Consider the following 24,828-nt stretch of genomic DNA (forward strand, 5'->3'; position numbering starts at 1 on the left):
TCGCGCCCCGAAATATCGGAGGAAACGGATGTCCCGGGTTCCCTTGGCCGTCGACGCCGAGGCCGTGGACCTCTCCGGCGGCAACCTCACCCTGGTGATCGTCATCGCCGTCATCGCGCTCGTCGCGCTGGCCATGGCGGTCGTCTTCAGGTCACAGGTGCTTGCCGCCGGCGAGGGCACGCTCAACATGCAGAACATCGCCCAAGCCGTGCAGGAGGGCGCGTCCGCGTTCCTCACCCGGCAGTTCAAGACGCTGGGGGCATTCGCCGCCGGCGCGTTCGTGCTGCTGCTGGTGCTGCCGGCCGACGACACCTGGATCAGGATCAGCCGTTCGATCTTCTTCCTCGTCGGGGCAGGGTTCTCAGCGGCGATCGGCTACCTGGGCATGTCCCTGGCGGTCCGCGCGAACCTCCGGGTGGCCGCCGCCGCCCGGAGCGAGGGACGCGACCCCGCGATGAGGATCGCCTTCCGCACCGGCGGCTTCGTCGGCATGGCGACCGTGGGGCTCGGCCTCCTCGGCGCCGCGGTCGTCGTGATGGTCTACCAGGACGACGCCCCGACCGTGCTCGAAGGGTTCGGCTTCGGCGCCGCGCTGCTCGCGATGTTCATGCGGGTCGGCGGCGGCATCTTCACCAAGGCCGCCGACGTCGGCGCCGACCTCGTCGGCAAGGTCGAGGCCGGCATCCCCGAGGACGACCCGCGCAACGCCGCGACGATCGCGGACAACGTGGGCGACAACGTCGGCGACTGCGCCGGCATGGCGGCCGACCTGTTCGAGTCCTACGCGGTGACGCTGGTCGCCGCGTTGATCCTCGGCTCGGTCGCCTTCGGCGAGAAGGGGCTGGTGTTCCCGCTCATCGTGCCGGCGATCGGCGCGCTGACCGCGATCCTCGGCGTCTTCATCACCCGTCCGCGTCCGGGCGAGGGTGGCCTGACCACGATCAACCGGTCCTTCTACATCTCCGCCGGCGTCTCCGCCGTGCTGAGCACGATCGCCGCCTGGGTCTACCTGCCGGGCAGCTTCGGCGAGCTCGGCGTCGCCGACATGGGCGACGGCGACCCGCGGGTCATCGCGACCATCGCCGTGCTGATCGGCATCGTGCTGGCAGCGATCATCCTGGCCCTCACCGGCTACTACACCGGCACCGAGCACCGCCCGGTCCAGGACGTCGGCAAGACCTCGCTGACCGGCCCCGCCACCGTGATCCTCTCCGGCCTCTCGGTCGGCTTCGAGTCCGCGGTGTTCACCGCCCTGACGATCGCCGCCGCGGTCTTCGGCGCATTCCTCCTCGGCGGCGCCACCGTCATGGTGTCGCTCTTCGCGGTCGCGCTCGCCGGCTGCGGCCTGCTGACAACGGTGGGCGTCATCGTCGCGATGGACACCTTCGGCCCGGTCTCCGACAACGCCCAGGGCATCGCCGAGATGTCCGGCGACGTCGACGGCGAGGGCGCGGCGATCCTCACCGAGCTCGACGCGGTGGGCAACACCACGAAGGCGATCACCAAGGGCATCGCGATCGCGACCGCCGTGCTGGCGGCGACCGCGCTGTTCGGCTCCTACACCGACGCGATCAGCGGTGCGCTGCTCGACGTCGAGGGCGGGGTCGACGAGCTCTCGCAGGCGTTCAACACCGAGGTGTTCGCGCCGAACGTCCTCGTCGGGCTGCTCATCGGTGCCGCGGTGGTCTTCCTCTTCTCCGGGCTGGCGATCAACGCGGTCGGCCGGGCGGCAGGGGCGGTCGTCTTCGAGGTCCGCCGACAGTTCCGCTCGATCCCCGGGATCATGGAGGGCACCGGCCGTCCGGAGTACGGCAAGGTCGTGGACATCTGCACCCGCGACTCGCTGCGCGAGCTCGCGACGCCGGGCATCCTGGCGATCTTCGCCCCCATCGCGGTCGGCTTCGGCCTCGGCGTGGGGCCGCTCGCCGGGTTCCTGGCCGGTGCCATCGGCGCCGGCACCCTGATGGCGGTGTTCCTCGCGAACGCCGGTGGTGCGTGGGACAACTCCAAGAAGCTCGTGGAGGACGGCTACCACGGCGGCAAGGGGTCCGAGGCCCACGCGGCCACGGTCATCGGCGACACCGTCGGCGACCCGTTCAAGGACACCGCCGGTCCCGCGATCAACCCGCTTCTCAAGGTGATGAACCTCGTGTCGCTGCTGATCGCCGCCGCCGTCGTCCAGCTGAGCGTCGGCGAGGACGAGAACACCGCGCTCCGCATCGCCATCGCCCTCGTGGCCACGGCGGTGATCGCCGGTGCCGTCTTCGTCTCCAAGCGGCGCCCGGTCGCGATCGAGGACGACAAGACCGCCACGGAGCCGACCTCGGTCTGACGACCGACTGCAGCACCTCAGGAAGGGCCCGCCGAGCCACTCGGCGGGCCCTTCCCCCTTTCCGCCGACCCGTCGCATCTTCACGCCAGATGACCGCCGACCCGTCGCATCTTCCCGCCGGATCCCCGCCGAGCCGTCGCAACTTCACTCCGGAAGACCGCCGAGCGGGCGCGTCCTGCCTTCTGCCGGCGGTCGAGCCGGCGCGTCCTGCCGCGCCACCTAGGCTGCGGGCGTGGAGCTCTTGCGCGCCGACCTCGTCCCGCCGCTGCGGGAGGCCCTCACCTCCGCCGGCTTCACCTACGACGGGGTGGCCGCCGCCCTCGGCCCGACCGCACACGCCGCCCTCGGCCGCAACGAGACCACTCCCGGGCTGAGGCGCACGGCCGGCGGCACCCCGCTCGAGACCCTCGTCCGGCTCTGGCCCCTCCAGTCGGCCGTCGACGTGCACCACGCCGAGGAGGCGCTACCCGGGCTGGTCGACCCGCTCTGCGCGGCCGGGTTGCTGGAGAGGTCCGTGGGGTCGGTCCGGGCCCGGGTCGACGTCCGCCCGTACGCCTCGGACGAGCGGGACTGGTGGGTGGTCAGCGACCTCACGCCGGGGCTCGACGGGACCGCGACCCGGGTGGGCGCCGACCACGTGCTCGGGATCAGCTCGGCGTCGAGCTCGCTGGCCCAGCTGACGGTCCGTACGCCGGTCGCCCGCGCGCTGGACCTCGGCACCGGCTGCGGCGTGCAGTCGCTCCACCTGACCGACCACGCCGGCCACGTCGTCGCCACGGACGTCAACCGCCGCGCGCTCGCGATGAGCCGGCTCAACGCGGCGCTCAACGAGGTGGACATCGACGTCCGCGAGGGCAGCCTCTACGACCCGGTGCGCGGCGAGGCGTTCGACCTGCTGGTCACGAACCCGCCGTTCGTGGTCTCGCCCGGCACCGGCGAGCTGCTGGTCTACCGCGACTCCGGGCTCCCCGGCGACGAGATGGTGCGCCGTGTCGTCACCGGCGCCCCGGCCCACCTCGCGCCCGGCGGACTGGCCCAGGTGCTCGCGAACTGGGTGCACGTCGACGGCCTGCCCTGGGAGGAGCGGCTGTCCGGGTGGCTCGAGGGCACCGGCTGCGACGCGTGGGTGGTGCAGCGCGAGGTGGCCGACCCGGCGCAGTCGAGCTCTGGCTCCGTGACGCCGGCCACGACCGGTCGCCCGACTACCTCCAGCGGTACGACGCGTGGCTCGGGTGGTTCGAGGAGCAGGGCGTCACCGGCGTCGGGTTCGGGTGGATCAACCTGCGCCGGACCGACGGCGAACCGTCCCTGCGGCTCGAGGAGTGGCCGTACGACGTCGAGCAGCCCCTCGGCCCCGAGGTCGGCGAGTGGACCGGCCGGGTCGACACGCTCACGTCGCTGACCGACCAGGAGCTGCTCGAACGCCGGTGGAGCACCCGGTCCGACGTACGTCAGGAGACCGTGGGGGCGCCGGGCGCCGAGGACCCGGAGGTCATCGTGCTGCGCCAGCAGCGCGGGATGCGGCGGGCCCGGCAGGTCGACACCGTCGAGGCGGCGTTCGTCGGGGCGAGCGACGGCGAGCTCACCGCGGCGCAGATCGTCGCCGCGCTGGCGCAGCTGACCGAGCAGCCGGCGGAGCCGCTGGCCGCGCAGGTCGTCACCGCGGTCCGCGAGCTGGTCCGGGACGGCTTCCTGCGTTGAGCGGCCCTCGTGGCGCGCACGGCCGCGCCACGAAGGGCGGTTCAACGCGAATAGCCGCGCCACGAGGGGCGGCTCAACAGAAGCCAGCGCGCCACGAGGGGCGGCTCAACAGAAGCTCAGAGGACGAAGCGGAAGAGCGGGGAGTCCGGCGGGATCCGCTCGATCCGGGGCGGGGCGGCCTCCATCCGTCCGAGCAGCGGCTCGAGGTCGGCGGGCGACCCCAGCTCGATGCCGACGAGCGCCGGGCCGGTCTCGCGGTTGTTGCGCTTGACGTACTCGAACAGCGTGATGTCGTCGTCCGGCCCCAGCACGTCGTCGAGGAAGCGGCGCAGCGCTCCGGGCTCCTGCGGGAACTCCACCAGGAAGTAGTGCTTCCGCCCGGTGTGGACGAGCGCCCGCTCGACCACCTCCGCATAACGGCTGACGTCGTTGTTGCCGCCGGAGAGGACGCTGACCACGGTCGAGCCCGGCTCGAGCGCGAGGTCGGACAGCGCGGCGGAGGCCAGGGCGCCGGCGGGCTCCGCGATGATCCCGTCGACCTGGTAGAGCTCCAGCATCTCCACGCAGACCTGCCCCTCGGGCACGGCCACCAGCTCGGGGGAGTGCTCCGCGACCAGCCGGTGGGTCAGCTCGCCGGCCCGGCGGACCGCCGCGCCGTCGACGAACCCCTCCAGGGTCGCCAGCTCGACCGGGTGGCCGGCGGCCACGGCAGCCGCCATCGACGCCGCGCCCGCGGGCTCGACGCCGACGACCCGCACCGACGGGGCGTGCTCGGCGAGCCAGGCCACGTTGCCGGCGATCAGCCCGCCTCCACCGACCGGGAGCACCACCACGTCGGGGGCCCGGCCGAGCTGCGCGACCGCCTCGGCGACGACGGTGCCCTGGCCGGCCACGGTGTAGGGGTGGTCGAAGGCCGGCACCAGCACGGCTCCGCTGGTCGCGGCGTGGGCGGAGGCGAGGGCAGCCGCCTCGTCGTACGTGTCCCCCTGCACCAGCACCTCGACGCACGTGCCGCCCAGCGCCGCCACCCGGTCGCGCTTCTGCCGTGGCGTGGTCCGGGGCAGGTAGATCCGCGCCCGTACCCCGGACCGGGCGCACGCGAAGGCGACCCCCTGGGCGTGGTTGCCCGCACTGGCGCAGACCACCCCGGCGGCCCGCTCTTCGGGGGTGAGCCGGGAGACGAAGGTGTAGGCGCCGCGCCCCTTGTAGGAGCGGGTCGGCTGGAGGTCCTCCCGCTTGAGCAGGACCTCGGCGCCGGTGAGCGCGGACAGCCGGGCGTTGCGCTCGAGAGGGGTGCGGGGGACCACGCCCTCCAGGACCGCGGCCGCGGCGTCGACGTCGGCGGCGGTCACGGTGGCGGTCACGGTGGCGGTCATGGTGGTGGGGCGGGTGGCTGTCGGTTCGCTCACCGCTCCATCATCCTCGCCGGCGCCGACAGGAGCGGGAGGGACCGGCGCGTCGTCGCTTGACAGCGGCCGTTAGCGTTTGCCACGTCTTCGGTCCGATAGGGCCGGCGCTCATGGCCGGTGCCGGGGACGCAGGGAAGGTCAACCAGTGGCAACCAAGGGATCCACGGCCAACGGGGCCGGTCACAAGCTCGTCATCGTCGAGTCGCCCGCCAAGGCGAAGACGATCGCGGGCTACCTCGGCGCGGGCTACGTCGTCGAGTCGTCGATCGGCCACATCCGTGACCTCCCGCGCGACGCCTCGGACATCCCCGCGTCGATCAAGGGCGAGAAGTGGGCCCGGCTCGGCGTCGACGTCGAGAACGACTTCACCCCTTACTACGTGGTCTCGCGGGACAAGAAGCCGCACATGACCAAGCTGAAGGGGCTGCTCAAGGAGGCCTCCGAGCTCTACCTCGCGACGGACGAGGACCGCGAGGGCGAGGCGATCGCCTGGCACCTCCAGGAGGAGCTCAAGCCCAAGGTGCCGGTGCACCGCATGGTCTTCCACGAGATCACCCCGCAGGCGATCCGCGCCGCGGTGGAGAACCCGCGCACCCTCGACCTCGACCTCGTCGAGGCCCAGGAGGCGCGCCGGATCCTCGACCGGCTCTACGGCTACGAGGTCTCCCCGGTGCTGTGGAAGAAGGTCATGTCCGGCCTGTCCGCGGGCCGCGTCCAGTCGGTCGCCACCCGGCTGGTGGTCGACCGCGAGCGCGAGCGGATGCGGTTCAAGGTGGCGTCGTACTGGGACATCGAGGGGACCTTCGACGCCGGCGAGAAGCACGCCGAGCGGATGTTCCCCGCCAAGCTGCACTCCCTCGACGGCGCGCGGGTGGCCCGCGGCTCCGACTTCGGCAGCGACGGCCAGCTGGTCTCGACGAGCTCGACCACCAAGGTCGTGCACCTCGAGCGCGCCCGCGCCGAGGCCCTGGTCCAGGCGCTCCACGACTCGACGTTCGAGATCCGTTCGGTCGAGTCGAAGCCCTACACCCGCAAGCCCTACGCGCCGTTCCGCACCACGACGCTGCAGCAGGAGGCCTCCCGCAAGCTCGGTTTCGGCGCCTCGCGGACGATGTCGGTGGCGCAGCGGCTCTACGAGAACGGCTTCATCACCTACATGCGCACCGACTCCACGACGCTGTCGGAGTCGGCGGTGACCGCGGCCCGCGACCAGGTCCGTGAGCTGTACGGCGCGGAGTACCTTCCCGACGCCCCCCGCACCTACGCCTCCAAGGTGAAGAACGCCCAGGAGGCCCACGAGGCGATCCGCCCGGCGGGCTCCTCGTTCCGCACACCGGCGCAGACCGGGCTCTCCGGCGACGAGTTCCGGCTCTACGAGCTGATCTGGATGCGCACCGTCGCGTCGCAGATGAAGGACGCGCAGGGCCGCTCGGTCAGCATCCGCCTCGGCGGGACGGCAACGTCCGGCGAGGACGTGGTGTTCGCCGCGACCGGCCGCGTGATCACCTTCTACGGCTTCCTCAAGGCGTACGTCGAGGGCTCCGACGACCCGGACACCGAGAAGGACGACGCCTCGACCCGGCTCCCGGACGTCTCCGAGGGCGACGCGGTCACCGCGGCGGCGCTGCAGGCGGCCGGCCACCAGACCAAGCCGCCGGCGAGGTACACCGAAGCGACGCTGGTCCGCGAGCTCGAGGAGCGCGAGATCGGCCGCCCGTCGACGTACGCCTCGATCATCGGGACCATCCTGAATCGTGGTTACGTCTACAAGAAAGGCACCGCGCTCGTCCCTGCGTGGCTGGCCTTCTCGGTGATCCGGCTGCTCGAGGAGCACTTCTCGCGGCTGGTGTCCTACGAGTTCACCGCCCGCATGGAGGACATCCTCGACGAGATCGCCGGTGGTCGACGTGACCGGGTCTCGGAGCTCGCGGAGTTCTACTACGGCTCCCAGGACGTCGAGGGGCTCGCGAAGCTGGTCAACGAGCTCGGCGACATCGACGCCCGCGAGCTCGCGACCTTCCCGATCGGCGAGGGCATCGACCTGCGGGTCGGCCGTTACGGCCCGTACGTCGAGGACGCCGAGGGCAAGCGCGCCAACGTCCCCGAGGACCTGCCGCCCGACGAGCTGACCGTCGAGAAGGCCCGCGAGCTGCTGGCGAACCCGGCCGGCGAGGAGCGGGTGCTCGGCCAGCACCCCGAGACCGGGCTGACGGTGGTGGCGAAGAACGGCCGCTACGGCCCCTACGTCACCGAGCAGCTGCCTGACGATGCTCCGAAGAAGGAGAAGCCGCGCACGTCGTCGCTGTTCAAGTCGATGAACCTCGACACGATCACGCTCGACGACGCCGTACGACTCCTCACGCTGCCGCGCGTCGTCGGCACCGACCCGGAGTCCGGCGACGAGATCACCGCGCAGAACGGCCGCTACGGGCCCTACCTCAAGAAGGGCACCGACTCACGCTCGATCGACTCCGAGGAGAAGCTCCTCACGATCACGCTGGAGGAGGCGCTGGCGGTCTACGCCCAGCCGAAGCAGCGGGGCCGTGGCGCGGCCGCCGCCCCGGGCAAGGAGCTGGGGGATGACCCGGCTACCGGCGCGAAGATCACCGTGAAGGCCGGGCGCTTCGGCCCCTACGTCACCGACGGCGAGTACAACGCCACGATCCCGAAGGCAGACGATCCCGAGGCGATCACGCTGGCGCGGGCCGCCGAGCTGCTCGCCGAGCGGCGTGCCAAGGGTCCGGCGAAGAAGAGCGCGAAGAAGACCACGAAGAAGACCGCCGCGAAGAAGACGACGGCCAAGAAGAGCGCGGCCAAGAAGACGACCGCGAAGAAGACCGCCGCCGCGAAGAAGTCCTGACCACTGCGTAGATTGGTGCGGTGAGCGAGGCAGGGACGGCAGGGACGCCGGCGAGCACGGGCAGCGTGCTCCGCGTCCCCGCGTTCCGGCGGTTGTGGCTCGGGCTGGGACTGTCGAGCCTCGGTGACTGGCTAGGGCTGCTCGCGCTCACCGCGATGGCCAACCAGCTGGCCGACGGGTACGCCGCGAAGAACTACGCGATCGCCGGGGTGCTCTTCCTCCGGGTCCTGCCCGCGGTGGTGATCGGGCCACTGGCCGGCTACGTCGCCGACCGGCTCGACCGCAAGACCGTGCTGGTCTGGGGCGACTACCTCCGCGGCGCGCTGTTCCTGACGATCCCGCTGGTCGGCACACTGTGGTGGGTCTTCGTCGTGACCGTGCTGGTGGAGGCGGTCAGCCTCGTCTGGGGGCCGGCGAAGGACGCCTCGGTGCCGAACATCGTCGATCCGCGACAGCTCGAGGAGGCCAACCAGATCGGGCTGGCGACGACGTACGGCTCCGCGGTGCCGGCGGCCCTGGTCTTCTCCCTGCTGACCGTCGTCGATCGCGTCGCGCCGAGCGCCCTGGGGTTTCTCGACCGCGGCGCGATCGACCTGGCGCTCTACCTCAACGGGCTCTCGTTCATCGTCTCCGGCGTCGTGATCGCGACCCTGCACGCCATCCCGCGCGGCCCCGCCGACGCGCACGGCGAGACCACCCTCGTCGCGGTGATCTGGAAGGGGTGGACCTACGTCGCCCGCACCCGGGTGGTCCGCGGCCTGGTGGTCGGCATGGTGGGCGCGTTCGCCGCAGGCGGTGTCGTGGTCGGGCTCGCGCGTACCTTCGTCTCCGACCTCGGCGGCGGCGACGCCGGCTACGGCGTGCTCTTCGGCGCCGTCTTCGTCGGCATGGCGCTCGGGCTCTGGCGCGGCCCGCGGATGCTGCGCCGGCTGAGCCGCCGCCGTGTCTTCGGGGCGGCGCTGATCGGCTCGGGGGTGGTGCTGCTCGTCCTCGGCGCAGTGCCGCACCTCGAGATCGTGGTCGGGCTGACCGTCGTCGTCGGCTACCTCGCCGGCGCCGCCTGGGTGACCGGCATGACGCTGCTCGGGCTGGAGGTGCCGAACGAGGTCCGCGGCCGTACCTTCGCCTTCGTCGGCTCGATGACGAGGCTCGCCCTCGCGCTCGTGCTGGCCGTCGCCCCGCTGGTCGCCGGCGCCATCGGGCAGGTGTCGTTCGGCCCGGAGAACCACGCCGGCGACCCGCTGTTCCACTACCGCGGCGCGGCCGTGACCATCCTCGGGGCAGCGGTCCTGATGGTCGTTGTCGGTGTGCTCTCCTATCGTCAGATGGACGACCACGAAGGGCCTTCACTGTTGACCGACCTGCGCCGCACCCTGAGGATCACGGGCACCTCCGGGCTCTACTCCGACACCGGCTGCTTCATCGCGCTCGAGGGCGGTGAGGGCTCGGGCAAGTCGACCCAGGCGCGGCGGCTCCAGCGGTGGCTCACCGAGGAGGGGTACGACGTGCTCCTGACCCACGAGCCGGGTGACACCGAGGTCGGCCGTCAGCTGCGCAGCATCGTCCTCGACCCGGAGACCGGGGCGATCAGCGACCGGACGGAGACGCTGCTCTACGCCGCGGACAAGGCCGAGCACGTCGAGCGGGTGGTCGCGCCGGCCCTGGCACGTGGCGCCGTGGTGGTCACGGACCGCTACGTCGACTCGACGCTGGCCTACCAGGGGGCGGGGCGCGCGCTCGTCGACGACGAGGTGGAGCAGATCGCCCGGTGGGCCACCGGCGACCTGCGGCCGCACCTCACGGTGGTGCTCGACCTCGACCCGCAGGCCGGGCTGACCCGGTTCGAGGGGCGCGACCGGATCGAGCAGGAGACCGCCGAGTTCCACGAGCGGGTGCGGTCGATGTTCCTGGCGCTCGCTGCCGCCCACCCCGAGCGCTACCTCGTGGTCGACGCCCGGCTGCCGGTGGAGGAGATCGAGCGGCTGGTCCGCGAGCGGGTCGAGCCGCTGCTCACCAAGGCCGCGCGCAGCGCACCGGTCCTCGAGGAGGGCCGACCGTGACCGTCTGGGACTCGCTGGTCGGCCAGCGCCACGCGGTCACCGCGCTGCAGGACGCGGCGCGTGGCCAGGGGATGACGCACGCCTGGCTCTTCACCGGCCCGCCCGGGTCGGGCCGCTCCAACGCCGCGCTCGCGTTCGCGGCGGCGCTGCAGTGCGGCGAGCAGGGGTGCGGCGGCTGCGACGACTGCACCGAGGTGCTCGCCGGTGCCCACCCCGACGTCACCCTGCGACGCACCGAGAAGGTGATCATCACCGTCGACGAGGCCCGTCGGTGGGTCCGCGACGCCGGTCTCATGCCGGTGCGCCACCGGTGGCAGATCATCATCGTCGAGGACGCCGACCGGCTCCACGAGCGGGCGAACAACGCGCTGCTCAAGGCGATCGAGGAGCCGACGCCGCGCACGGTGTGGATGCTGTGCGCGCCGCAGCCCGAGGACGTGCTGGCCACGATCCGCTCCCGGACCCGGCACGTCAGCCTGGCCACCCCGACCGCGGAGGACGTCGCCGGCTTCCTCGTCGAGCGCCACGGGGTGTCCGAGGAGCGCGCGGCGCACGCTGCCCGGGCCAGCCAGGGGCACATCGGCCGGGCACGGGCGCTCGCGATGGAGGAGGAGACGCGCAACCGCCGTCGCGAGGTGGTCTCCCTGCCGCCGCGGCTGACGACGCTCGGTGCGTGCTTGCAGGCGGCCGCGAACATCGTGGACATCGCGAAGGCCGAGGCGGAGGCGCAGACCGACGCCCAGCACGCCAAGGAGCTGCGGGACCTCGAGGTGCTCTACGGCGCGGACCGCAAGGCCCGTTCCCTGCGGTCGGCCAAGGCGGCCGAGCGGGAGCTCGCCGAGCAGCACAAGCTGCGGCTGAAGCGGAAGGTGCTCGACGCCGTCGACCGGCAGCTGACCGAGCTGCTGTCGGTCTACCGCGACGTGCTCGTCGTGCAGACCGGTGCCGGCAGCCACCTGGTCAACGAGGAGCAGCGGCCGGAGCTGAGCGAGCTGGCCCGCCGCACCACCCCGGAGGGCACCCTACACCGCATCGACGCGATCGGCGCCGCGCGCGAGCAGATCCTGGAGTTCAACGTCCCGCCGCTGCTGGCGCTCGAGTCGATGATGGTGGCCCTCCGGGGCTGAGAGGAGCGGAGTGCAGAACTCCCCAAGGGCCGGGGCGCTGAGGCGTGCCGGCGCGGCGACCTCCGCCGCTGTGCTGGTGCTGACCCTCGCCTCGTGCGGGCTCTTCGGCGACGGTGACGAGAGCCCGCCGAGCGAGCCGCTGGCGTCGGCGACCACTGAGGAGCTCCCGGCCGAGGACGGCCTCGCCGCCTACTACCAGCAGCAGCCGGAGTGGCGGGAGTGCCGCTCGGACATGGAGTGCACCGAGGTCGAGGTGCCGATCGACTACGAGGACCCGTTCGGTGAGTCCATCACGCTGTCGGTGCTGCGGGTCCCGGCCACCGACCAGGACGCGCGCGTCGGGTCGCTGCTGGTGAACCCGGGCGGGCCCGGCGGCTCCGGCGTCGACTACGCCGCCAGCGCCGAGGTGTTCTTCGGCGACCGGGTGCGGGCGGCCTTCGACATCGTCGGCTTCGACCCGCGCGGGGTGGGGGAGAGCACGCCGGTGGACTGCGTGTCCGACCAGGCGCTCGACGAGTACGTCGCCTCCGACCCGGACCCCGAGTCCACCCAGGAGGCCGAGGAGGTGCTGGACGGGCTCCGCCGGATGGGCCAGGGGTGCCTCGACATGAGCGGCAACCTCGCCCGGCACATGTCGACCGAGGAGGCCGCGCGCGACATGGACGTGCTGCGGGCGGTGCTCGGCCAGGAGCAGCTCGCCTACTTCGGCGCCTCCTACGGCACCTACCTCGGCGCCTGGTACGCCGACCTCTTCCCCGACCGCGTCGGGCGGATGGTGCTCGACGGCGCCATCGACCCGCAGGCCGGCGAGGTCGAGGCGAGCCTGATCCAGGCCGAGGGGTTCGAGACCGCGCTGCGCGCCTACATCGGGGCGTGCGTCGACGGCGGCGACTGCTTCCTCGGGGACACCGTCGACGAGGGCGCGGAGCGGATCCAGCAGTTCCTCGAGGAGCTCGACGCCTCTCCGATCCCGGGTTCCGGTGACCGGCAGCTCACCGAGGGGCTGGCCGTCCTCGGCATCTGGGCGCCGCTCTACAACGAGTCGAGCTGGCCCTCGCTCGACGAGGCGCTCAAGACCGGGTTCGCCGGTGACGGCCGGTTCCTGATGCTGCTCGCCGACGCCTACGTCAGCCGCGGGCCGGAGGGGTACGTCAACAACTCCACCGAGGCGCTGTACGCCGTCAACTGCTCCGACCCCGGCGAGGACATCTCCCTCGCCGACGCCGAGAAGGAGATCGAGCGGTTCGAGGAGGTCTCGCCGACGTTCGGACGCGGGTTCGCCTACGGGCTCGCGGCGTGCTCCGCGTGGCCGGTCGACGGGCCGACGGAGCAGGAGCCGCTCGACGCCCCCGGGTCGGAGCCGATCATGGTCGTCGGGACCTCCCGTGACCCCGCGACCCCGCTCCGGTGGGCGGAGGCGCTGGCCGACCAGCTGGACTCCGCCGTACTCGTGCGGAGGGACGGTGACGGCCACACCGGCTACAACGCGGGCAACGACTGCGTCGACGAGGCGGTCGAGGCGTACCTGGTCTCCGGCACCGTGCCTCCGGACACCGTCGACTGCTGAGGGCGTTTTCGCGCTGCCCCGGACCGGCCTCTATAGTTGGTCGGCGTGGCCGCCGCGGGGCGATCCTCCGCAGCGGCCACGAGGCCGCCTTAGCTCAGTCGGTAGAGCGATTCACTCGTAATGAATAGGTCGTCGGTTCGATTCCGACAGGCGGCTCTCGTCGAGGCCCCTGACCCGCAGGATGCGGTTGGGAGCCTTCGGGGTCCTTGAGCGGGTGTCGTCAGTCACGGGACATTCGGTGTGGACTACCTGATCTTCCTCGGAGTTCAGTTGATGCGCGGAACCGAGAGTCCTGGAGCCGCCTTCCCCGCGGCAGCATCAGGGACCAGGCCCTTCATGACTGGGCTTGCCACCAACTTTGCTGAACCCCAGCATCGCCGTGTCTTATGCAGCGTTGCTCCCGACGTTGGCCGAACCAGGGCCTGGTTCGTGGGGTCTCTGTCTACTCGTACTCACTCATGTGGGGCTCACCCTATGCATGGCTGGGCGGCCTCACCTACGCACTCGACAGGGTCCGCGCATCCTTCCAGCGCCCTCGCGTGCACCGTTCACTCGAGCGCATCCCGGGGTCGTGTGAGACACGTGCTCATGGAGCGTCCCGATCCTCGTCCTTCACGTCACCTCGCCGGTGTGTGGTAGCCGTGGAACCTCACCTCCCTACGAACCTCGAAGCCCAGCTGCCGGTACAGCGCAATCGCCGTGGTGTTGTCGACAGCGACGTGGAGGAACGGTCGCTCACCGCGCGCCACGATGGTCGATGCGACGTCGTGAACCAGCCGCCGGGACAGGCCGCGACCGCGTTGTTGCGGCGCGGTGCACACAGCGCTGATCTCTGTCCAACCCGGGGGATGCAGTCGTTCACCGGCCATGGCGACGAGCTGACCAGCCACACGGACCCCGACGTACCGGCCGAGCTCGTGCGAACGCCCCCAGAACGGCCCGGGACGTGTCTGCTTAGTGAGCCGCAGCATGTCCGGCACGTCGGCTTCTCCGAGCTCGATGACGTCCGCGTCCTCTTCTCGATCCACGAACTTGTCCGGAGCGGCGATCATCTGGACCCCTGCCATGGAGAAGACAGGACGCCAGTCGGCTGGTGGTGAAGTCGGTGCGCTGAAGAGGTCGGCGAAGGCGCCCGGGCCAAGGAGTGTCGCCAGGTCGGACCAGTCCTGGCGATCCGGTGCGCTGGGCACGGCCGAGAAGGTAGCCACCTCGGGGACGTAAGCCGAGGCTCGGCCGACAGTGAGCGCCAGGGCGGCGTGGTGCGAGCGGAGCGACTGGCCAACCGGGTCGTCGAGGGCGCTGATGTCCTCGGCCGTCAGCTGGTTCACGCCTCGAGTCTGTCCGGATGCACGGCACATGATGTCCGTGCATCCGGATGCTGGGCGGTGGCCTCGCACTGGACCGTCACCACCAACCACGGCGATGGCGACGGCCCGCCACCTTGCCACTCGCGACTCAGCCCGCAGACGGCGGAGTGCCGTCCGCGTCCGGCGGCGCGCCTCCCTCACCAGGACCGCCGCCGGCGGCGCCCATACCGGTGGCCGCCTGCTGGGTGACGCTGCCGGCGTAGTCGTTCGACGGGTCACGGTAGATCGTGTGGACGTGCCCCCAGCCCGAGGTGGTGACCCCGTCGACGTCGGCGCCGGCGGAGCCCTGCTGGGCCTGGAAGGCGATGTAGACGTCCGGTCCGGAGATCGAGAAGTTGATGCCGTCGCCGGTGCTCATGTCGTACTCGGTCGCGCCGGACCAGCTGACGTAGGTGTCGTCGAGGGTCGCCTCGATCTCGGCCAGCGCGGCGGCGGTGGTCTCCTGGTCGGCGAGGCCGGCCCAATTGGCGATGAGGTCGAGCAGGAGCTGTCGCTGCGCGTCGGTCAGGTCCGACCCCTGGAGGCCGGAGCCGGTGGCGAAGTCGCAGGTGTCCCCGGGCGCGCACATGCTGACCTCGCCGGAGGTGAGGGCCGCCAGCTGCGCGTCGGTGAGGCTGTCGTAGAACGCGAAGGCATCGGTGTAGATGCCGTCGAACGGCTCGACCTCCTCACCGTCCTCGTTCGTGTAGACGGCGGGCTGGACGCCGAGGTGGGTCGGAGCGAAGGTGAGGGTGCCGGCGGTGCCGTCGAGCGTGGCGTTGATGCCGAGGTGGTGGCCCCCGAACTGGACCTCCCAGGCCTCCGTCTCCGAGGGGTCGCCGAAGAAGGCGATGTAGTACTGACCCAACGAGTCCTCGGTCGAGCTGCTGTTGTCGGCGAGGTACTGGTCGCCGCCGATGACGCCGGACACGGTCGCGTACCCCTCGTCACTGAGCAGCGCCGCGAGCACCTCCAGAGCCGCTGCCTGCTGCTCCTCGGTCAGGTCAGCGAGGTTCAGGCCGGCCCGCTCGACGAAGGTGACCGGAAAGTTGGACCATGACGTCGTCTTCGTCTCGTCGTCGTAGTCGTAGAGGAGCTGCTCGCGCTGCTCGTCGGACAAGGTCGCCAGGAATGCCTCCGCGGCTGCCGCGGTGTCGGTGACGGTCTGCTGCGTGGTCGTGGCGTCCGTGCTCGCGGAGGTCGCGGCGGTCGAGGCGGCATCGGCAACGGTGCTCGTCGACGTGCTGGTAGACGAGCTCGTCGTGCCGGACGAGGTGGAGGACGCGTCACTGGTGCCGTCGCTGCTGCCGCAGCCGCTCAATGCGAGAGCGGCCACGAGGGCCCAGGAAGCGACGCCCGCGAGGCGGCGACGAGCAGGAGTGCTGGTCAGGGAACGTGGTGTGGTCATGAGACGAGGGTCGCCACCGACCCTGTGCTCTCCTTGTGACACCTCTGTGCACCGGCAACGAGTGAAAAGTCGTAGGACTGCTGCACGAACGGTGACAGGTTGGGCCAGGCCACCTGAGCGGCGGGTGTGGTCATGATGGTCTCGGGTTCGATCGGGGCCAATCGGCCGCGCGCGTTCTTCTGCAACAACGCTGAGATCGACTCCATCGCGGCGATGTCGCTGGCGGCGCCGAGCATGCCCATCGACCCAGCCATGTCGTAGCGGCGCAGAGGACGGACGTCGCACGACGGCACTGTTCAATGCGTCGACGGCCAGCCGGGACTTCATCCGGCCGCTGGGGTAGCCGGGCGCTTCGGTTGGAGCACACGTCCTTGATCGCGCAGAGGTAGAGCCTGCCCTCATCGGTGCCGTGCTCGGTGATGTCGGCCAGCCACAGCTGGTTCGGCGCGCATCAGCGGTGAAGTCCCGCTTGACCAGGTCCGCGTGGACCGGCGGTCCAGGCTTCTTGGCGCTCTTGCCGCGCTTCTTTCGAACGTCGCTCCACCAGCCGTTGGCCGAGCGGCCCCGCCACATCGTCCGGTCCATGCGACCTGGCGCAGCCGGTTGCGCAGGCACGACTCGGTGATGCTGCCGCAGTCGATCGCGGATCACCAGATCGTCTGACCCGGCTCACGGTTGTGAGCAACGTTCACGACGTCGTCGCGGAACTCCTTGGGGAACGGCTTCGTCACGGTGCACTGCCCCCCCCGCGACGCCTCACGGCCCACAGACCAGTTATCACCCGTCCGTGCCGCAGTCCACCTTCGGTCGATGCCTGAGGCCGTCGTTACGTCCTTGACACATCGGAGCAAGACCCGGGAAAAGCTCGTCGGCGAGCATTGGTCACATGAGCAGCTCACGCGACGAGAAGCGGGCGCAACCATACACCTTGGAGCCGCGCATCCTCGCTCACCGACACGTGGTCGGTCAGGTGATCGTCTGTGCCGTCTGCCGCCGACTGGCTCATCGGTGCGAGGGCAACTCTGCAGTCGCGTGAGAGGTGGACCGTTGCCACCCCGCCCTGGTCGCCTCCCATGAGATGACCCAGGAGGTCGCGAGCCACGCGGCGTCGAAGCTGCTGGGCTGCGCGCACATCCGGCTTCGGGCGACGGGTCCTGCGCCCGCCGATCGCGGTGATGGTATCGCCCACGTCGAGCCCCATCTCGGCTGCCGGCTCGCCGTCGACGACATCCGTGATGGCCGTCGAGGTGCTGAGGTTGAGCGGCTCATGCCTGTTCCTCTGGCGGCAAGGACCCACCCCGGCCGCGGTACGGGGGCTGGCGGCCGGGGTGAGTCGTCCTTGGGTCAGCTCTGCTGAGCCGTGTCCTGGCCGGAGTCCTGTCCCGATCCGGCCGATCCGTCATCGGGCAGTCCGTCGCCATCGAAGTCTGGGTACTGGCCTGAGGCCTCTCCGTCCTGCTGGTCGTCCATCGGGCCTCCCATCCCGCCGTCAGGACCTCGGAACCCGTCGCCACCGGGAGGGGTGCCCGGGCGCAGCTGGGTGATCCCAGGCTGGTCCGGGTCAGGATCGGCGAGGGCGTAACCGGCAGCGAAGCCCAGGCCGCCGATCGCCAGACCGATCGCGGCGGCGCCGGCTGCCACCGCCGCGCGCCTGCTCGTCAGCCTCTGTCGCCAGGGACGGTTTGTGGTGGCCGGTGCCGCGGGCTGCTCGGCTGTGCCGGGTCCGTCCGGAGGGACGGTCGGGTCCGGTGTGGACGGGGTGTCGTGCTGCGTGTTCATGATGGTTCCTCGTGGATAGGTGGTTGGTGGTGAGTCGTTCGAGGCGGCAGGACTGTTGGCTCAGCCGCCCATGGGGCCGCGGGCGCCGGAGAGCCCCTCGCCCGCAGTGACACTGGTCTCGGCGCCGTCGACGGTGACCGTGTAGGTGGCGCCCTGCTCGAGGTCGGAGGAGGAGTAGACGACGGAGGCGAATTCCTTCTCGACCGCGTACGCCGCGATCCGTGATCCGTCGGCGGCGCTGATGACCACCTCGGAACCGGCGGCGGCGTTGGCCGCGAGCGCGGTCGCGATCCAGCCCTGCTCGGAGTCGGTCGAGGGAGCGACCATCATTCCCGCGCTTCCGGTCGCGATGAGGGTGCCGCCGGCGATATCGAAGGTGCCGTTGACGTCCAGGGCGCCGTTGCCGTCGGTGGTGGGGCCGTACACGGTGATGTCTCCACCGGTGATGGTGGCGTCGCCGTTGGAGTCGAGCCCGTCGCCGCTCGCCCACACCTCGATGGTGCCGCCGTTGATCACGAGGCGGAGCGAGCTGTCGGCCTCCATGCCGCCGCCCATCCCTTGTTGGTGACGGGCACTGCCGTCTTTGGCGGCGCTGTCGTCCGACGTCGCCACGTTGATCCCGTCGTCGGCCGAGTGCAGCTCGAGGGTGCCGTCGTCGATGATGATCAGCGACCCCTCGATGGCCTCGGTGGAGCCTGCGACGTCGACCGTGCCGCCGGAGACGAGCACCTGGACGCCCTTGATCGCGTCGTCCTCCGAGCTCACCTGGACCGAGCCGCCTTCGATCAGTACGAAGCCGGAGCCGTCGTCGGTGGTGTTGTCGGACTTGAGGCCGTCGTCGACCGCGTCGACGGTGACGTCACCGCCTGACACGACGAGGTAGTCCTTGCCGATGATGCCGTCGTCGACCGAGGTCACCTCGATCGATCCGCTGCTGACCACGAGCCCGTCCTTGCCGACGATGCCGTTGTTGGCGTTGCCCTCGACCGTCAAGGAGCCGGTCCCGCCGATGGTGAGGTCGGCGGTGGAGTAGAGCGCGCCGGTGGGCGCGTCCTCGGAGGTGTCGTCGTACGTGGATGCGTCGGCGAGCTTGTTACTGCTGTCGTCTGCCAGCACGACGATGACCGACTGAGCGTCGACGACGTTGAGGGCCGAGGTGGTCTCGGAGGTGATGGTGGCGCCGTCGAGGACCAGCCGTACGACGCCGTCGGCGGTGCTGTCGACGACCACCTGTCCGGTGAGATCGCCGTGGAGCCGGTAGGTCCCGGCGGCCGCGATCCTGACGGTGCCGCCGTCGCTGGTGACGGCGTCGCTGTCAGCCGTGGCCGTGGAGCCGGTGAGGCTGACCTCGACGGCGTCGGCCTCGTCGTACGACGTGTCGCCGGTCTCGATCGCGACGTTGTCGGCGAGGGCCTCGGCAACCGAGGTGGCGTCGCTGGCGGCGGTCGAGGTGCCGCTCGTGCCGGTGCTGGACCCGGTGGCTGCGGAGCAACCGGCGAGGACGGCGGTGGCCAGGGCGGCGGCCAGGACCTGTCGGGACCGGGGGAGACGCATGAGGGGACCTTTCGGGATCGGTGTCGTGCTCGGGGGTGCCGCTGGGCGGCTGGTGAGACCCACGGTGGCGGGTGAGCCTGTCGACGAGATGGCGTCAGGTCGTGCGCCGGCTGTGCGTCGGTGCTGCCGGGATCGCGAGGTGCCGCTGCATGACCCGGTGCCACTTGAGCCGGGGCAGGTCGCTGTGCAGGGCGGCCATGCCCACGCCGTACTTCGAGATCCGGGCCGGCCGGTGCCCGTGGGTCCACAGCAGCCGGTCCACCGCGGAGGGGGTGGAACCGGTCTTGGTCTCCACGATGGCGAGGGAGGGGCGGTCGAGGTCACGGCATTGTTTCCCGGACAGGGAGGTCCAGCCCAGCTCCACGTCGATGGTGGCCCTGCTCCCAGAGTCCGGCAGGTACAGCGTGGTACGACGGTAGGCCGTGGCGAGCACCGGTCCGAGCTGTTCCGCGTGGACGTCGTCGAGCCCGGCACCACGCAGGACGTCGTCTATGAATGCCAGGCCGTCACCGTTGAGAGCGGCGAGCTCGGCGTCCGGGTGGGGGATGCGCTGTTTCACCGTCAGGCCGCGCGCGCTTCGCGTCTTGACCTCGAGCCAGCAGCCGCCCGTGTCGAGGTAGGCGCGGGTGCGCACCTTGAAGCGGCGCCGTCGGCCGCGGCCCGCGAGGTGGTAGCCGCGGCGGTCGGGGGTGTCGAGGTAGGCCGAGCGATAGGCGAACGCCCGCTGCCTGTCGATGTCGAGCACGTGCGTCGAGGTCGGGACGGCCCCTATCAGGACCGGCAGCCACGTGAGGGGCACGACGTACTTGCGGTCCACACGCCGTAGGAGTCGCGCCTCCTGCACGAGCTCGGGCAGCGAGATCGGCGGCAGACGGGACAGGGCAGTGGGCAGGGCGGCCGAGCCGGGAACGGTCTCGCGGACGGCGGTGCTCATGCGGCGTCGCGGTTCCGGTCGGCGAGGGTCGCGACGGGAGTGGTCGTGGCGTCGCCACGTCCGGGCACGTAGCGGACCTGTACCAGCGTCGTGTCGTTGACCAGGTCCGTGCGGCGGACCGTGATCGCGAGCACGTCGGCTCCGAGCAGCTCCTCCAGGTGTGTGGTCAGCGCGGCAAGGTCGGTCATCGCGTGGTCGAGCACGAGCTCCTGGACGGTGGACGGGGGAGCGAGCCGCGGGTGGTCACCGAGGTAGACGGCGAGGACGACAGCAGCCATGAGGGCGAGCTGCAGCGGGATGGGAGAGTTGGTGAGACCGCCGAGCAGCCCTAGCGCCAGCGCGGCGAAGTAGTAGGCGACTTCGTGCTGCGCCAGCTCCTCCGAGCGCAGGCGGATGATCGACAGCACACCGAAGAGCCCGAGGCCGAGCCCTGCTCCGACCGCGCTGTTGGCCAGGGCAGTGGTCACCGCCAGCACGCCGATGTTGACGCCGAGGTAGGCCACGACCATCTCCCGCCGACCATGGCGGACGAGGAACAGGCCGACGAGTGCGAGGACTGCTGCGAGGTCCGCCGCGAGCATCGAGTACTGGGACATGGTTCTCCTGAGTTGCCGGGTGAGTGGTCCCAGTCAGCCGGACGAAGATGGGTCCGGCGTGTGGTGCGCCTGTGCGGCCGCTGTGGACCGCCTCGGCTGTGAACTCACAGGCTGCGCACAGGATGTCCACAGCACTCGTCCCGGCGGAGCGGGCATGCTGGTCGGGTGAACAGCGCTGCCGGCAAGTCGACCCTGACCCGCGCCGACGGGTCCCCGCTCGAGGTCCTCGTCGTCGACGACGAGGTCAACATCGCCGAGCTGCTCGGCATGGCCATGCGCTACGAGGGGTGGACGGCGACGCTGGCACACACGGGGCGTCAGGCGGTCGCGAGGGCCAAGGAGAGCCGCCCGGACGCGGTCGTCCTCGACATCATGCTTCCGGACTTCGACGGCATGGAGGTACTGCGTCGCCTGCGCGCCCAGGCGCCCGACGTGCCGGTGCTCTTCCTGACCGCCAAGGACGCGGTGGAGGACCGCGTCGCGGGGTTGACGGCCGGCGGCGACGACTACGTGACCAAGCCGTTCAGCCTCGAGGAGGTGGTGGCGCGGTTGCGAGCACTGATGCGGCGCAGTGGCGCGACGGACCGGGGACGTAGCTCGATGCTGACCGTCGGCGACCTCACCATGGACGAGGACAGCCGCGAGGTCCGCCGTGGCGACGAGGAGATCGCCTTGACGGCCACGGAGTTCGAGCTCCTCCGGTTCCTCATGCGGAACCCGCGCCGGGTGCTGTCGAAGGCTCAGATCCTCGACCGCGTGTGGAACTACGACTTCGGCGGCCAGGCCAACGTCGTCGAGCTCTACATCTCCTACCTGCGCAAGAAGATCGACGCCGGTCGCGAGCCGATGATCCACACCATGCGGGGAGCCGGATACGTGCTCAAGCCGGTCGGGTGACGTGCGCCTGCTGCCCGCTACCCTGACCGCACGGCTCGTCGTCACCGCCGTGGCGTTGGTCGCGCTGGTCAGCCTGCTGATCGGCGGCGCCGCCACGGCCGCCATCCGCTCGTACCTCACCGACCAGCTCGATGCCGACCTCGCCCGGTCGGCGGAGCGGGCGAGCGACCTGGTCGCGCGCGGTGTCCCGCTCGACGAGCCGCCGGCGCCACCAGGCGAGGAGCCCGGGGGGCGCGGGGACCCTGCCGGCCGGCCGGACGACGACATCGGCTTCGGCCAGCGAGTCGGCACCCTCACGGCTTACCTCGGCGACGGCGGGAGCTGGGGCAACGTGATCGCCCTCGACGAGGGAAGGGCCGACTGGGCGGAGCTCTCCGACGATGCCCTTGCGGAGCTCGAGACCCTCAGGTCCGACGGCGACCCCCGGACCCTGACCTTGGACGGCTTCGGCGACTACCGGGTGCGCGCCGAGGACGTCGGTGACGCGCTCCTCGTCTCGGGACTGCCGCTCGACGACGTCGAGGACACGGTCGGCAACCTGATCGCCTACGAGCTGGTGCTGTCGCTGGCCGGCATCGGGCTCGCCGGGGCGGCGGCGTGGGTACTGGTGAGGCGTCAGATGCGCCCGCTCCGGGACGTGGCGAGCACCGCGCACGCGGTCGCCGGGCTGCCGCTGTCCTCGGGCGAGATCGGGGTCACCGCCAGGGTGCCGGAACGGTTGACCGACGAGCGCACCGAGGTGGGGCAGGTCGGGGCAGCCCTGAACACCTTGCTCGGGCACGTCGAGAGCGCGCTCGACGACCGGCACCGCAGCGAGCAGCAGGTCCGCCGTTTCGTGGCAGACGCCTCCCACGAGCTGCGCACGCCGCTCGCGGTGATCAGCGGGTACGCCGAGCTGAGCCGGCGCACCTACCCTCACGATCCCGAGCGTCTCGTCGAGAGCATGGCCAAGGTCCAGGTAGAGGCGGCCCGCATGGGCTCGCTCGTGGAGGACCTGCTCCTCCTCGCCCGCCTGGACGCCGGCCGCCCTCTCGAGCGCGGCAGCGTGGACCTCACCCGGCTCGTGCTCGAGGCGGTGGCCGACTCCCGTGTGGTCGCACCTGAGCACCGCTGGTCCCTGGACCTTCCCGGCGAACCGGTGGAGGTCACCGGCGACGAGCAGCGGCTGCACCAGGTCATCTCCAACCTGCTGAGCAACGCGCGGCGCCACACTCCGGCAGGCACCCACGTCACCGCCGGCGTGCGACCGGCACGTGGTGGCGGCGTCGTGCTGACCGTCACCGACGACGGGCCAGGGATCGATCCGGAGCTCGCGGGCCGCGTGTTCGAGCGGTTCGCCCGCGGCGACAGCTCGCGGACCCGCACTTCCGGAGGCGTGGGGCTCGGACTGTCGTTGGTGCAGGCCATCGTCGAGGCGCACGGCGGCACCATCTCCGTGGCTTCGGCACCGGGAGCGACCTGCTTCGAGGTCACGCTCCCTGCATGAGGCAAGCATCGTGGTGCACGGCGCTTGGCCTGCTCGTGGCGAACAGAACGTCGGTTCGATTCCGACAGGCGGCTCAGGTCCTCAGTCCGCGTCCCGCGAACCCGTCTTGCGCTCCGGCTCCTCGGCGTCCGGGACGATCTCGTGGTGCTCGGCCCCGAGCGCGGTGAGCGCGATGGCGTGCTGCTCCTCCTGGTTCTGGCGCTGCACGTACTGCACCGCGCGCCGGACCCGTGACGGCAGGGTCGACTCGTACGGCTCGGCGCGCAGCGCCTTCATCAGCGAGACGCACATCGCGACGATGACGAGCAGGAAGACGCCGCCGACGATGATCACGAGGTTCTGCAACGCGGTGAGCCCCGCCCTCAGGTCGTCGCCGCCGGACCACAGGAGCACCGAGGCGATGGCGCCCTGCGCCACACCCCAGAAGATGATCAGCGAGCGGTTCGGCTCTTCCTCGCCCTGCTGGCTCAGCATCCCCATGACGATCGAGGCGGAGTCGGCGCCGGTGATGAAGAAGATCGCGATGAGGAAGATCGCCAGGACCACGGTGGCGGAGGCCAACGGGTACTCCCGGAGGACCGTGAAGAGGATGCTCTCGGTGCCCTCGTCGGCGAGCGTCGTGCCGAGGTCCTGACCCTTGTTGAGCTGGAGGTCGAACGCGGACCCGCCCATGATCGAGAACCACACCAGGGAGACGAGGCTCGGGACGACGATCACGTAGCCGACGAACTGGCGGATCGTGCGGCCCTTCGAGATCCGGGCGATGAACATGCCGACGAACGGCGTCCACGAGACCCACCAGGCCCAGTAGAAGATCGTCCAGCCGTTGAGCCATGCGGCCTGGTCCTCGTCGAAGGCGCCGGTGCGGCCGCTCATCGTCGGCAGCTGCGTGAGGTAGGCGCCGATCCCCTCGGTGAAGGTGCTGAGGATGAACACCGTCGGCCCGACCACGAAGAGGAACAGCACGAGGACGACCGCGGCGACGGCGTTGGCGTTCGACAGGAACTGCACGCCCCTCTCGATGCCGGTCACGGCCGAGACGACGAAGCACGCCGTGAGCACCCAGATCACCAGCACCGCGAGGGCCACGCTCTTGCTGGAGCCGTCGAACACGTTGTCCAACCCGCCGGTGATCTGCAGGGCGCCGAGCCCGAGCGACGTCGCGGAGCCGAACAGCGTCGCGAAGATCGCGACGACGTCGATCGCCTTGCCGGGCGCGCGTCCGGCGGCGTCGCCGATCAACGGTCGGAACGTCGCGGAGATGAGGTTGCCGTAGCCCTTGCGGTAGGCGAAGTACGCGATCGACAGCCCGATCACCGCGTAGATCGCCCAGGGGTGCAGCCCCCAGTGGAAGAAGGTGTACTCCATCGCGAGCCGCGCAGCCTCGGGCGTGCCGGGTTCCGCCATCCCCATCGGGGGAGTGTTGAGGTGGGTGAGCGGCTCGGCGACGCCCCAGAAGATCAGCCCGATGCCCATGCCGGTCGCGAACATCATCGATACCCAGGAGAAGGTGCTGAACTCGGGCTCGGAGTCGTCGGGCCCCAACCGGATGTTGCCGTAGCGGCTGAGCGCGAGGTACGCCGAGAAGACGACGAACGCGGCAGTGGTGAGCACGAAGAACCACCCGAAGCTCTTCTCGAGCCAGGTCAGGGTGTCGGTCGTGACCTCGCCCATCCCCTCAGGCGTCAACGCGCCCCAGAGCACGAAGGCCAGGACGGCGGCCGCCGCCACCCCGAACACCACCTTGTCGAGGGACCGGCGCCCAGAGTCTC

Annotated in this window: 18 protein-coding genes, 1 tRNA gene and 1 pseudogene; 10 read left to right on the top strand and 10 right to left on the bottom strand. The window is 70.9% G+C overall.

The window, feature by feature from the left end:
- The first annotated feature begins 28 nt into the window (after positions 1 to 28).
- The 3 genes from FIP57_RS12335 (at position 29) to FIP57_RS24435 (ending at position 4,033) form a co-directional block, all read left to right on the top strand.
- Positions 29 to 2,332, top strand: a complete 2,304-nt coding sequence (locus FIP57_RS12335) for a sodium-translocating pyrophosphatase (RefSeq protein WP_148573767.1) — start codon at positions 29 to 31, stop codon at positions 2,330 to 2,332.
- 232 nt (positions 2,333 to 2,564) lie between these two features.
- Entirely contained in the window at positions 2,565 to 3,734 is a 1,170-nt protein-coding gene (locus FIP57_RS12340) for a DUF7059 domain-containing protein (RefSeq protein ID WP_338039914.1), read from the top strand.
- Positions 3,735 to 3,745: 11 nt separating this feature from the next.
- Entirely contained in the window at positions 3,746 to 4,033 is a 288-nt protein-coding gene (locus FIP57_RS24435; RefSeq protein ID WP_476739177.1) for a DUF7782 domain-containing protein, read from the top strand.
- Positions 4,034 to 4,149: 116 nt separating this feature from the next.
- On the opposite strand, the gene ilvA is transcribed toward FIP57_RS24435, so the two are convergent.
- Positions 4,150 to 5,409 carry a threonine ammonia-lyase IlvA gene (gene ilvA / locus FIP57_RS12345; RefSeq protein ID WP_203231252.1) on the bottom strand — a complete coding sequence of 420 codons (1,260 nt, stop codon included), beginning with the start codon at positions 5,407 to 5,409 and terminating at the stop codon, positions 4,150 to 4,152.
- Between the two features lie 178 nt (positions 5,410 to 5,587).
- On the opposite strand from ilvA, the gene topA reads away from it, so the two are divergent.
- The 5 genes from topA to FIP57_RS12370 all read left to right on the top strand — a co-directional run bounded on the left by topA (position 5,588) and on the right by FIP57_RS12370 (position 13,212).
- On the top strand, positions 5,588 to 8,302 hold the full coding sequence (topA, locus tag FIP57_RS12350) for a type I DNA topoisomerase (protein ID WP_148573768.1): 2,715 nt from the start codon (positions 5,588 to 5,590) through the stop codon (positions 8,300 to 8,302).
- Between the two features lie 20 nt (positions 8,303 to 8,322).
- Positions 8,323 to 10,362 carry a dTMP kinase gene (gene tmk, locus FIP57_RS24440; RefSeq protein ID WP_148573769.1) on the top strand — a complete coding sequence of 680 codons (2,040 nt, stop codon included), beginning with the start codon at positions 8,323 to 8,325 and terminating at the stop codon, positions 10,360 to 10,362.
- Positions 10,359 to 11,489: a DNA polymerase III subunit delta' gene (locus tag FIP57_RS12360; protein WP_148573770.1), complete on the top strand. Its 1,131-nt coding sequence runs from the start codon at positions 10,359 to 10,361 to the stop codon at positions 11,487 to 11,489. Before tmk ends, FIP57_RS12360 begins: the two co-directional genes overlap by 4 nt.
- Before the next feature lie 10 nt (positions 11,490 to 11,499).
- On the top strand, positions 11,500 to 13,056 hold the full coding sequence (locus FIP57_RS12365; RefSeq protein WP_148573771.1) for an alpha/beta hydrolase: 1,557 nt from the start codon (positions 11,500 to 11,502) through the stop codon (positions 13,054 to 13,056).
- A gap of 83 nt (positions 13,057 to 13,139) precedes the next feature.
- Positions 13,140 to 13,212, top strand: a tRNA-Thr gene (locus FIP57_RS12370).
- Positions 13,213 to 13,673: 461 nt separating this feature from the next.
- Here the strand turns inward: FIP57_RS12370 and FIP57_RS12375 are convergent.
- From FIP57_RS12375 to FIP57_RS12410, 8 genes and pseudogenes are all read right to left on the bottom strand, one after another.
- Positions 13,674 to 14,384, bottom strand: coding sequence for a GNAT family N-acetyltransferase (locus FIP57_RS12375; RefSeq protein WP_203231193.1), 711 nt, complete (start codon positions 14,382 to 14,384; stop codon positions 13,674 to 13,676).
- A 127-nt stretch (positions 14,385 to 14,511) separates the two neighbouring features.
- The gene (locus FIP57_RS12380) at positions 14,512 to 15,810 is read right to left on the bottom strand and encodes a DUF3500 domain-containing protein (RefSeq protein ID WP_148573772.1); all 1,299 of its coding nucleotides are present in this window, start codon (positions 15,808 to 15,810) and stop codon (positions 14,512 to 14,514) included.
- 161 nt (positions 15,811 to 15,971) lie between these two features.
- A pseudogene (locus tag FIP57_RS24035) lies at positions 15,972 to 16,362 on the bottom strand (DDE-type integrase/transposase/recombinase); the annotation flags it as partial.
- A 343-nt stretch (positions 16,363 to 16,705) separates the two neighbouring features.
- Entirely contained in the window at positions 16,706 to 17,107 is a 402-nt protein-coding gene (locus FIP57_RS12390; protein WP_148573774.1) for a PDZ domain-containing protein, read from the bottom strand.
- A 47-nt stretch (positions 17,108 to 17,154) separates the two neighbouring features.
- Positions 17,155 to 17,589, bottom strand: a complete 435-nt coding sequence (locus tag FIP57_RS12395) for a hypothetical protein (protein ID WP_148573775.1) — start codon at positions 17,587 to 17,589, stop codon at positions 17,155 to 17,157.
- 60 nt (positions 17,590 to 17,649) lie between these two features.
- Positions 17,650 to 19,143 carry a carbohydrate-binding domain-containing protein gene (locus tag FIP57_RS12400; RefSeq protein ID WP_148573776.1) on the bottom strand — a complete coding sequence of 498 codons (1,494 nt, stop codon included), beginning with the start codon at positions 19,141 to 19,143 and terminating at the stop codon, positions 17,650 to 17,652.
- A 94-nt stretch (positions 19,144 to 19,237) separates the two neighbouring features.
- Positions 19,238 to 20,077: a polyphosphate polymerase domain-containing protein gene (locus FIP57_RS12405; RefSeq protein WP_148573777.1), complete on the bottom strand. Its 840-nt coding sequence runs from the start codon at positions 20,075 to 20,077 to the stop codon at positions 19,238 to 19,240.
- On the bottom strand, positions 20,074 to 20,673 hold the full coding sequence (locus FIP57_RS12410; protein ID WP_148573778.1) for a DUF4956 domain-containing protein: 600 nt from the start codon (positions 20,671 to 20,673) through the stop codon (positions 20,074 to 20,076). Before FIP57_RS12410 ends, FIP57_RS12405 begins: the two co-directional genes overlap by 4 nt.
- A gap of 165 nt (positions 20,674 to 20,838) precedes the next feature.
- On the opposite strand from FIP57_RS12410, the gene FIP57_RS12415 reads away from it, so the two are divergent.
- Both FIP57_RS12415 and FIP57_RS12420 read left to right on the top strand, forming a co-directional pair.
- Entirely contained in the window at positions 20,839 to 21,570 is a 732-nt protein-coding gene (locus FIP57_RS12415; protein ID WP_148573779.1) for a response regulator transcription factor, read from the top strand.
- Position 21,571: 1 nt separating this feature from the next.
- Complete coding sequence (locus tag FIP57_RS12420; protein WP_238993426.1) at positions 21,572 to 23,056, top strand: sensor histidine kinase; 1,485 nt, start codon at positions 21,572 to 21,574, stop codon at positions 23,054 to 23,056.
- 81 nt (positions 23,057 to 23,137) lie between these two features.
- Here the strand turns inward: FIP57_RS12420 and FIP57_RS12425 are convergent, their stop codons facing one another.
- Positions 23,138 to 24,799, bottom strand: coding sequence for a BCCT family transporter (locus tag FIP57_RS12425; RefSeq protein ID WP_203231194.1), 1,662 nt, complete (start codon positions 24,797 to 24,799; stop codon positions 23,138 to 23,140).
- Positions 24,800 to 24,828 lie beyond the last annotated feature (29 nt).

The organism is Nocardioides caldifontis (assembly GCF_008087345.1).
GTDB lineage: Bacteria > Actinomycetota > Actinomycetes > Propionibacteriales > Nocardioidaceae > Marmoricola_A > Marmoricola_A caldifontis.